Origin of the sequence: Pseudomonas sp. 1D4 (assembly GCF_001728925.1) — a bacterium.
GTDB classification, from domain to species: domain Bacteria; phylum Pseudomonadota; class Gammaproteobacteria; order Pseudomonadales; family Pseudomonadaceae; genus Metapseudomonas; species Metapseudomonas otitidis.
Map to the genome: position 1 here is coordinate 34,349 of NZ_LXJQ01000050.1, position 9,960 is coordinate 44,308.

The following is a 9,960-nucleotide window of genomic DNA, read 5'->3' on the forward strand; positions in this document are numbered from 1 at the left end:
CTTTGGACTGCGGGGTATTACCGACCTGACAAAGCAGCGTAATCGAAGCTGCCGGGCGGCCAGTCAAATACCCATCAAATAAAAAACAGCTCCTGCCAAGACCGCAAACCCGCGAGACAGAGGGCTTACGCTGGAGCAATGCACCTTGCGGCAGGTCTCCGATCAAATACCCGTCAAATAAATCATCAGGCCCAATAAGGCAGGTAGCGCGAATTCTTGTTGGCCTGCCCCTCTTCATAGGGCTTGATCAGCTTCGCCTCCCGGGCATCCTTGATGATGCGCGAGGCCATCGCACTATTCTTCGCATCGATGCCAAAGCGCTCGCGCAACGAAGTGTTGGTCATCGGATCGCGAAGGACATATCGCAAGCAGGCATGCAGGTAGCAGGCATGGGCGCGCTCCTGCTTGTCCATCTCCTTAAGCGCCCGGTGGGCAAAAAGCACCACGCGCAGCGAACCATCTGGTCGCTCCCAGCGCGGTGGCGGCAGCTGAAAGATCTCGGATTCAACCACCACCTTGTCCACTCCGCTGCCACGTTCCTCACAGATACCGACCCTTCGCATGAAGGAGGCCAGTGCCTCATTGCGTGAGCGCGGAGGGCTGTCGAGAAAGCGGTCCACGTCGACCAGCGGCTCCCCCGGATTGGTGATCTCTAGTCGATCATCGAAGATCTCCACCATCGGCCCCGCACCCGAGACCGAGAAATCCTGATGAATGAGGGCATTGGCAATCAGCTCGCGCACTGCCAGATCCGGGTACATCGGCACCTCCTTGCGCAGCGCCTTGCCAATCACCTCATTACGCGGCAACAACGCGCTGAGGTACTCGATCAGCCCCTCGAAGCCACTGGCATAGCCTTTGTGCCCCACCTGCTCACGCAAAGTCTTCAGCCGCCCCTTTCCTTCATACACGATCAAGCGCACGGCCTTGCGCGCCAGGCCCTTGAACTTCTTCAGCTCACGGGCGAAGAGAATCGCACCGAGATTGGTAACCTCCCAGCGCCTGGCCTGATCACAGCGCAGCATGCCGTCCTCTTGCAGGCGGCTGAGAATCCCTGCTTGGTCAGTCGGCAGTGGCAAACCGAGCAGATCGAAATACGCGGGGTAGTCCAGCAGCGCAAGGGCTTCAGCAGCATCCAGATCACTGGCTGCCGATAGTTCCTCAAAGGGCGTCCGGTCAAATACACGCCAGAGCGCCCGTTCCTGCTCGGGGAAGTCTTTCAAGGGCTTCTTGTTCGACCCGATGCGGATCAGCTCGCGCCCTTCAAAACTCGTGGGTTTACTGTGGGCGCCGGGAATCTCCAGCAGCACCAAAGGCTTTTCATCTACCTCAAACGCATGGAAACGAAAATGCAGACGCGGACTTAGCAGGCGCAGCAGCCAGCTTTCCAGCTCTTCGTTACCTTTCTTGGCGGCCTGCGGTACAAAGGTCGTGCCCACGATTTCGTGGGTCTTGTCATCTACGCCCCAGACCAGATAGGCATTGCTCTTACCGTCCAGTGCAGCCGCATTGGACAGGGCCGCCAGATACTCACCGATCTCCTGCGGGTCGGCATTATTGCGCTTGAACTCCAGCCATGAGGTTTCAGCCGGGAGCTTGCATAGCTCACGCACCAGGCTGATGAGATAGTCGGCGTTTCGTTCCAACGTCATGCGTTGCCTCTCAAGCTTGGTATCAAAGCCAAGACTCCGATCAATAAAGTCACTACCTGGCTATTCACTGCTGGCACTGGTCTCAATTTCACCCACCTGCACATCTTGCCAGGCGGCATAAGTTTGCCCTGTGCCTTCCACCACCCAGGCGGTTCGACCATTGGCAGAACGACCACAGACCACCGCCGCTGCCGCGCTGGGACTACTAAAGGCGTAGTCGTCGCTGAAGGTCAGGTGCTCACCGCCATCGGCGACCAGAACACCCTCGTCGACCAGTTGTTTGAACAAGCCCTGGTAGCCGCGCTCGGTGCCCACCCATTCGGCGCGGGCCTTGGAGCCTTTGAGCACGAAGAATTCGCCGTCGATTTCCTGGCCCTGGGCGCTGAGACGATAGCGTGGCACCTCCAGGCTGAAGCGCGGCGAGCGGCTGACCGGTGCGGCCGTGCTGGTCGCAGCCGGCGCGGAAGGCTTGGTCAGCTCACGCAAAAAGTCGAAGCCCAGCACCGGCAGCACGGTGCGGATCTGCTCCAGAAAGAAGGCCATATCGGCGCGGTCGGACTCAGGCAGGCTGACGTACTCATGGGCGGTGCCGTTGACGAGCTCGCAGCGGCCGAGGTTGCCGGCGATGCCGATCAGCAGGCTTTCCAGGTACTTCACATGGGCCTTGGTCAGGTTCTGGTCCTTGCTGGTGACCAGGCAGACGCGCTCCCAGAAGTCCTTGCCGCCGGCATCCTCCGGGCGGTTATGGCTCTTCAGGCGCTTGGCCACATCGTCTGACTCGCCGATATACACCTTCGAACGCAGGCTGTTGTCCGGGTCAGGGCCGACCAGAAAGTACACGCCGGTGCGCGCGCACTCGGGGCGCTGCACCAGTTCGGCCAGCCTGGAACGCGGACCGGTCAGCACATGGCCGGTCCAGTTCATGATCTCGGCGGTGAGCAGGCCATTGGGCGTGCCATCCACCAGAAATAGGCGCAGGCTGCGGCCCTGGCTCATCTTGCTACCTCCATCTTCACTGGCCGGGTTGGCATGGACAAATAATTCATGGGGCATCCTTCCAGCGCCATGGGAATCGAGCCTTGTTGGCCTCGATCAGCAGGTCACGATCCACTGTCCCGTCAAAACCCAGCACGAAGTCCAGCCCGCACTGCGGGCAGAGCGCCGTCTGTCCGCCATCCGCCCAGTGGCGGATATCGGCGGGCACGCCTTGATACAGACAGTCGTAGCAGGCGATGAAATCGCAGCACAGCAGTTCATCGCGCGATCCATCCTCATCGCAGGCTAGTGGCATGCGGCGTCTCGCAGATCAATCTGGCCGGTGACGGCGGCGGTGATCAGGGCGGAGCGGCGCTCTTTCAAGAGTTCGACGCTGCGCCCGGTTTTACTGAGCAGAGCATCCAGTCTCACGGTGGCCATGGCCGTCTGCTCAACGATGGCTGACTGCTCTTCGATTGAAGGTGGCAATGCGATGACTCGGCTCGCAGCCAGTCCGAGATTCAAGCGCTCCCTGGTAGATCCGGTAGAGATAAATCCACACTCAACTCGGGCAGTCGCTGTCAACTGTAAGGCAAGGAAAGAAGGAAGAGCCTTGCTCCTGTCTAGCCGGAAGCGGTAGCAGTCTGCCTTGACGATTGCATCCCCGAGCGAATCGGGAGCAACACAGGTTCGCCCCAACGGATTGTTCTCGTCGCCCAACCCTGCAATCAGCAGATCCCCCAGCTCAACGTCATGGCTGTTGCCAATAACTTGGGAGCGGTATTCAGGAGAAAGAAACGCCTGATCACCATCTTTGAACTCACCAATACCAATGTTCTGTAGTCGGATGACCCGAACACCAGAGTCCGTATAGTTTTCACTCTTGATTGCGCTGCCAAAAGGCCCGTCACATCGAGCAACTGTGACCCGTGCCAGACTCATCGTTTGCCAATGCTCCGGCACCTCCCCCAGCCACTCCACGCCGGAGTTTTTCATCTTCACGCTGGGGTCGAGGCCCTTGGTGACGGCATGGGTGATAAGCGCCTGGCGCTTTTCACGCAGCAGTTCGATAAAGCGGGTTTTCTTTTCGATCAGCGCATCGATGCGGACGGTTTCGCGGTCGAGGTGGGCAAGCAGCAGATTAACTTCATTTGCAGGCGGTATTGCCACCGGCAGCTCCATGATATTGCTGGAGGAAATGGAGGCCAGATTGGTGCTCTGCTTGGCGCGTCCCATGAAGTAGAACTGAGCAGCTAGTGATCCGGTGAAGGCGTTCAACCAGGCCGATGACACAGCAGTAGGTCTTACAGCAAAAACATGGTTCTGGTGGATGCAGGGCTCGATCTCTCCCTGCCAGACACTGCCACGCCCCAGCTTGTCGAAGTCGCCTCCCTCGTTCATCAGCACATCGCCGGGCTGCAGGCTGTAGCGCGTCAGGTCTTCCCGAGGAATCTCGATGGTGGCCACGTCATCCAGCGACAAATATCCATCCTGCACGTTGGCGACGCGCAGATAGGGAACCTCGATGGTGTCTTTGCCTTCGTTATCTTTGCCCTTGGCTACGCCAGTTTGCACATTGGCAATGTGCTTGAGGCGCTTGATCTGCCAATGCTCCGGAACCCGCCCCAACCACTCCACTCCGGAGTCCTTGTAGGCCGGATAGGGCTTGTAATGACTCATGCCGTGACCTCGCCCAGCAGTGCGGCGATCTCGGCTTCCACGGCTTTGAGGTCGGCATCGATCTCGGCCAGCGGGCGCGGCGGCTGGTAGACGTAGAAGTAGCGGTTGAAGTTGATCTCGTAGCCGACGATGCCGACCAGACCGTCCTTCTCGTCCGTCTTGCCGGTGTCGATCCAGGCATCCGGCACATGGGGCAGCACTTCGCGGGCGAAGTAGTCGTCAATGTTCTGGCTGAGCGGCACATTCTCGAACTCGCGCAGGTCGGAGTCGGCCTGCAGATTACCCTTGTCGTCCAGCACCGACTGGGCGTTGGCGTCGCGCTCGCCAAAGCAGGCCAGCGCGGCTTTCAGTGCGCCCTTGCCGAGCTTTTTGATACCGGCGGCCTTGAGGAAGGCCGGCAGGTTGTCGAACTCGCCCTGCACGGCGGCAAAGGCTTCGACTTGATCGGCGCCCTTGGTGTCCCGGTAAACGGCAAGCTTGTCCGGCGTCACCGAAAAACGCAGGCGTAGCGGACGCTCGACGGTGATGCGGCGGTAGCCGAAGTCGGTGGTGGCGAAGATCTTCGAGTTCGGGCCTTCCTCGAAGGCCTCGTGCAGCTTGGCGATATCGGCAATCTGCTCGTCCGACAGGTACTTGCGCTTGCTACCGAGGCTCTTGCGCATAGGGGCATGCATGCTGGATGCGTCGATCAGCTGCACCTTGCCCTTGCGCAGCGCGTCCTTGTGGTTGGACAGCACCCAGATATAGGTGCCGATGCCGGTGTTGTAGAACAGGTCGGTGGGCAGGGCGATGATCGCTTCCAGCCAGTCGTTCTCCAGAATCCAGCGACGGATCTCCGACTCGCCGGAGCCTGCGCCACCATTGAACAGCGGCGAGCCGGACAGCACGATGCCGATGCGGCTGCCGCCCAGCTCGATGGGTTTGCGCTTGGACAGCAGGTGCATGAGGAATAGCAGCGAACCATCGCCCACGCGCGGCAGGCCGGGGCCGAAGCGGCCGGCGTAGCCTTGCTGGCTGTGCTCGCCCTGCACCTGCTTCTGCACCTTCTCCCACTTCACGCCGAACGGCGGGTTGGCCAGGCAGTAGTCGAACTGCTCATGGGGCAGCTGGTCGTTGGACAGGGTGTTGCCGAGCGTGATGTTGCGGGTCTCGAAGCCCTGGATCAGCTTGTCCGCCACCGAGATGGCGTAGGTCTCGGGGTTCAGTTCCTGGGCGTAAGGCACCAGGCGGGCATTGGGGTTCCACTCGGCCACCTGCTCGATGGCCGAGGACAGGAAGCCGCCGGTGCCGGCGGCGCAGTCGTACACGGTGCGCACCACGCCTTCGCCATTGAGCGCCTGATGATCCGGGGCGAACACCAGGGTGGTGGCCAGGCGTACCACGTCACGCGGGGTGAAGAACTCCCCGGCGGTATCGTTGGCGGATTCGGCGAACTTGCGGATCAGGTGCTCGAACACCAGGCCCATCTCGTGGTTGCTGATGGTTTCCGGGTGCAGGTCGATGCTGGCGAACTTCTGCGTCACCAGATATAGCAGGTTGGCCTTGTCGAGCTGAACCAGCCAATCGGAGAAGGCGAAGTGCTCGAACACCTGGCGGGCGTTGGCGGAGAACTTGGCGACGTAGTCCTCCAGGTTGGCGCGGGTACTGGTGGAGCCCACACTCGCCAACGAGAACTGCGAGACATTGTAGAAGGTGGCACCTGCAGTGGTCGGCAGGATCAGGTCCATGTCCACGCCACTGGCCTTCATGCTCTCGTACTGGCTGCGCACCTTGTCGCGGGTCGGCTCCAGCACGCACTCCAGCCGGCGCAGCAGGGTGAAAGGCAGGATGATGCGACCGTAGATGGACTGTCTGAAATCGCCGCGCAGCACGTCGGCCACGTTCCAGATGAAGTCGGCGAGGTTTTGCTGGTTCACGCTGTATTCCTTCCACGGGTGCGGGGAAGGCGGCGCCGCGTCACTTCCCTGCGAGCTATGTTTGATTGATGCCGCACCTTAACCGGTTGGATAGCTTCGGACCAGTAGCTGGGGCCGGCTAAGGTGCTGATTTTCCGAACCTGTGAGCCCGGTAAATGCCCCACTGTGTGGGGCTTTCATCGCATAGCGCGTCTGGAGAGATCAGAAAAGGGACCGCATCCAAGTCTGGATGGGATAGAGGATGATGCCGACCATCAGGCCCATGTATACCCAGTAGCCGAGAGTTACCTGTGGCGCACGCAGCTCGGCGAGCTTTTCGAAGTCGCTACCCAGGTACATGGCAGCCTGGGTCGAGTTGAACGGCAGAGCCTCAAGCTGTGCCTTGGTGTTGCGCGCAGCGATAAAGCGCAGGGAGACGTACCAGAAAGCTGCTGCCGGGATCACCGTCCAGGCCATGCCAAACAGGATTCCCACTGCAATCACGACGGGGATCATCAACAGAACCTGCGGTCCCGGATCGACCATGCTTGCCATGAGCTCGCTCGCGAAGGCCGAGAAGCCACTGATGATGAAGCTCACCACTGCCCTCACATCCCACTCTGCGCCCATCGCCAGCCACAGGTAGGAAAGCCCCGCCATTGCCGCCGTCCAGTTGATGACCTGGGCACAGCCATAACCACCAAAGGCACCGCCGTTGATCGGCGCTATCGCCGCGAAGTGTGTGCCTCGCCCCAGGATGGCACGAGGCAGGAAGCAGATCACCAGCAGCAACCCGGCCATCAGCAGCATCGGCCCCTCATATCCAGGCAGCGGTACCCACTCTCCAATGGAGAAGGAGTCCTGCTTGACGAAAGTGCGCCCCCGCATCACGTCCCGTGCCATGTCCACGAACGGAATGGCCAGCGCGGCAGCAATGAAGCTGGACTTCGGCACTGACCAGATTTCGGCAAACCAGTTGCCGGTCAGGCTGCGGCGGTAGTAGTAGCGATAGGTACGCTTGGGCTGGTACTGGTTACCGGAATTCTTCACTGCCACCCCAAACCAGCCGCTGGCGATAGCCACATAGGAGAGCAGGCGCCCCGTGTTGTTCATCACCACCGAGTGGGTTGCCGAGCTATCCACCCAAGGCAAACGGACGGACTGCCCGGCAGGGCGATTGGCGCACTCCTCGACGAACGCATCCGCCAGCTCATTGCAAGGCCTGTAGCCACGCGGGTAGAAGAAATCGAAGGCTGCTCTCACGGAACTGACGATGAGGCTCCACATCACGTACAGCGGCAGTGAAACGCCATACGACCAAACCGCCCCAAGGAAAGATCTGACTGCCGACATAGCCGCAACTCCTTTGCCATCAATGGATTTGAACGATCGATTCCTACATATCGGCTGTGCTGCCGCTCAGGCTCTTGGCGAGCTCATCGATCAGCATTTCCCGCACAGCCAGCTTGCAGTGTCGCTGCCAATTGGCGCGAGCCAAGTAGCCGGCATCAGCACTCAGCGGGTGCAGCCGCCGCCACAGCCGTTCAAGCCGAGCAGCCTCAATCTGGAGATAGCCCTGCTTCCGCTCGATATATGTCCGCAACCCCTGGCCTTCTGCCAGTTGACCCATGCGGCGCGGATTAACCTCTTGAAGAATCTCGTGGACTGTCCGCCCCCAGTACGAAAGGCCTTGGAGCTCGGGCAGCAGGGTGGCGTCCATTGGCATGGACAGGTAGATGTCGTGAAACTGCGAATTCAGGGCCACCGTCCGCTCCACTTAGCCAACGCGCCTACAACTGAGACAGCTCTATCGGAAACCGGCCGGCGACCAGTCCCGGAAAGACAATTGAGTCTGCTACGCGCCCATCGCTCAGTACCTCGATGAGCATTGAGGTCCGACCCTTGTAGCTGCACCTACGGAACATGATCGACTCACCTTCATCCAGGATCGGCAACTCGTTAGACACGACGAGCCCTGCATCAAGCGTGAACTCAGCAACAACCATGATGCGCCTCCTGGCTGGCAGATTCCGGCGAGCAGACATGGGGCGACCTGCTATAGAGGAATCATAGGTGATCCGCTTAACTTAAGCAACTTACGTAAGCTTGTTGTTTTCAACATGCTACCCGCTTGGCCTGAAGCCAGTCTGTTGCGGTGCGATCAACCGAGCTAAGGCCTTCACAGGTTGAAAAGCGCACCTCACTTACGTAAGTTGCTGCTCTTAAATAACAATCAGGGCAACACGATGGTCAAACCGAATACCCCAACACAGAGCGCAGCAGTCTTTAAGCGCGTCACCTTCTCGCTGACAGACCAAATTAGTGAGGAAATTGATCGCCTCAGTCTGATTCCGCGTGGATTCCGGGCCTCTCGTTCGGATGTTGTCCGTGCCGGTGTAGCAGCCCTGGCAGACATGACTGAAGAGCAGGTCGTGGCTTTGCTGGACAAGGTTCGACGCGAATAAACGCGTGCTTCGAGGCCTTTCATGGCGTCTTGGGCAAGTGAGCCGAAGGAGGAGGAGATTATCCACAGGCTCTGTGCGTAGAAGTAAGGTAGATAAAAGGTAGTAGCCAGTTTTTCTCTTTTTTTATTAATAAAATCAAATTGTTATAAGCGCTCTCTGCGATGCTATGCCACTGCTGCGCGACGCTATGCCACCCTGGAACGACGCTATGCCATCAGAAGCGCGGCGCTATGCCACTGCGTCAAAACGCTCGGGAGGCAGCCATAGAACCAACTGTGGCTTGCCCCGGCTGCTGTCCTGAATGCAGCCCCTTACGATGATCTCCAGACGCTCCAGCTCGCATACAGCTCGACCAAGGCTGTCACGGAAGTCTCTTAGGCGCCCACCATATGCCATTTGGGCTCTGAGCCCCTCAAGGGCGTAACGTTGCACTCGGTCAGAGGACGTGGCGATCAGTCGCTGTAGCGTTTTGGCCATGTCCAGCCCGCGGCGGATCTGTAAACGCTTTCCCCAGTCAATCAGGCTGTACTCCCGATTTCCGAACATCAGAATCCAATGCGGGTCGAGCGTGTAGCAGTAGGTCTCGTTGTCATAGCTGAGGCTCTTAAGAATGTTGAATGACTCCATCATCCCAACCGTGTATCGGGTAGACCCATCTGGTTTGAGCGCCTCGAGGAACAACGTGGCCTGGCGTAAACGCTTCATGCTTCGATAAAGCCACTCGTATTGCGAGCTGCCGATGACTCCACGTTTGATCTTCCTGAGCAGTTGTTTGCGATTCAGCAGAACGGGGTCGCCAAGCGGGAACGGCTGGGCGAACGCGATCAACGCCATGATTAAGTCTCCATCCGCCTCATCCAGCTGCTCTCCCCTGTACTCCAGGACGCAATCTCGGCGTGTCACCATCCTGGTCTTCGAGTGTTCTTTCCGCTTATTGCGAGCTATCGGGGCGATCAGGCTCGACCGGTTGAGGTGGTTGGGAAAGGCTCCGAGGGCAAAGCCGGGCAAGAACATGCTCTGGGAAGTGGCTTTGCCCCTTTCCCCGCGAGATTTCTCCTGGCGCGCGAGTGATGCTAACGGCGTCGATTTGGCCGAGCTACCAACTCCGCGACGAATCTCGCGAATGCGCTCCTCAATACGATTCATCAAGGCATTTGCCCGGCTGAGGCGAGAATCTTGTCTGCGATCCAAGCCTGGACATGCTCGACAGGCCAGGCGACCGAATTCGGGCCAAGCCGTACCGGGGCCGGGAACTCGCCGCTACGGATGAGCCGATAGATCTGTGACTTGCTC

The 9,960-nt window shown here is 59.3% G+C and carries 11 protein-coding genes; 1 reads left to right on the plus strand and 10 read right to left on the minus strand.

The features are described 5' to 3' along the window. Window positions 1-185: 185 nt before the first annotated feature. The 8 genes from A7D27_RS21565 to A7D27_RS21600 form a co-directional block, all read right to left on the minus strand. Window positions 186-1,652, minus strand: coding sequence for an ATP-binding protein (locus A7D27_RS21565; protein WP_069566046.1), 1,467 nt, complete (start codon window positions 1,650-1,652; stop codon window positions 186-188). A gap of 60 nt (window positions 1,653-1,712) precedes the next feature. Beyond that, the gene (locus A7D27_RS21570) at window positions 1,713-2,648 is read right to left on the minus strand and encodes a GIY-YIG nuclease family protein (RefSeq protein ID WP_069566047.1); all 936 of its coding nucleotides are present in this window, start codon (window positions 2,646-2,648) and stop codon (window positions 1,713-1,715) included. A gap of 46 nt (window positions 2,649-2,694) precedes the next feature. Beyond that, window positions 2,695-2,943 (minus strand): hypothetical protein, encoded by a 249-nt coding sequence (locus A7D27_RS21575; RefSeq protein WP_069566048.1) that lies wholly within the window; start codon window positions 2,941-2,943, stop codon window positions 2,695-2,697. Next, window positions 2,934-4,307 carry a hypothetical protein gene (locus A7D27_RS28485; RefSeq protein ID WP_177343742.1) on the minus strand — a complete coding sequence of 458 codons (1,374 nt, stop codon included), beginning with the start codon at window positions 4,305-4,307 and terminating at the stop codon, window positions 2,934-2,936. The genes A7D27_RS21575 and A7D27_RS28485 overlap by 10 nt, the downstream gene beginning before the upstream one ends. Then, on the minus strand, window positions 4,304-6,223 hold the full coding sequence (locus A7D27_RS21585; protein ID WP_069566050.1) for a class I SAM-dependent DNA methyltransferase: 1,920 nt from the start codon (window positions 6,221-6,223) through the stop codon (window positions 4,304-4,306). Before A7D27_RS21585 ends, A7D27_RS28485 begins: the two co-directional genes overlap by 4 nt. Before the next feature lie 201 nt (window positions 6,224-6,424). After that, window positions 6,425-7,555 carry a hypothetical protein gene (locus A7D27_RS21590; protein WP_069566051.1) on the minus strand — a complete coding sequence of 377 codons (1,131 nt, stop codon included), beginning with the start codon at window positions 7,553-7,555 and terminating at the stop codon, window positions 6,425-6,427. Window positions 7,556-7,598: 43 nt separating this feature from the next. Next, entirely contained in the window at window positions 7,599-7,967 is a 369-nt protein-coding gene (locus A7D27_RS21595) for a hypothetical protein (protein ID WP_069566052.1), read from the minus strand. A gap of 25 nt (window positions 7,968-7,992) precedes the next feature. Next, the gene (locus A7D27_RS21600; protein WP_069566053.1) at window positions 7,993-8,208 is read right to left on the minus strand and encodes a hypothetical protein; all 216 of its coding nucleotides are present in this window, start codon (window positions 8,206-8,208) and stop codon (window positions 7,993-7,995) included. A 180-nt stretch (window positions 8,209-8,388) separates the two neighbouring features. Between A7D27_RS21600 and A7D27_RS28100 the strand changes: the two genes are divergently transcribed. Then, complete coding sequence (locus tag A7D27_RS28100) at window positions 8,389-8,667, plus strand: hypothetical protein (protein WP_139134158.1); 279 nt, start codon at window positions 8,389-8,391, stop codon at window positions 8,665-8,667. 228 nt (window positions 8,668-8,895) lie between these two features. Here A7D27_RS28100 and A7D27_RS21605 read toward each other — a convergent pair whose 3' ends face one another. Continuing rightward, a complete protein-coding gene (locus A7D27_RS21605; RefSeq protein WP_256557196.1) occupies window positions 8,896-9,501 on the minus strand; it encodes a hypothetical protein in 606 nt (201 codons plus the stop codon). A gap of 311 nt (window positions 9,502-9,812) precedes the next feature. Beyond that, the gene (locus tag A7D27_RS27440; protein ID WP_165679105.1) at window positions 9,813-9,947 is read right to left on the minus strand and encodes an AlpA family transcriptional regulator; all 135 of its coding nucleotides are present in this window, start codon (window positions 9,945-9,947) and stop codon (window positions 9,813-9,815) included. Window positions 9,948-9,960: the final 13 nt, after the last annotated feature.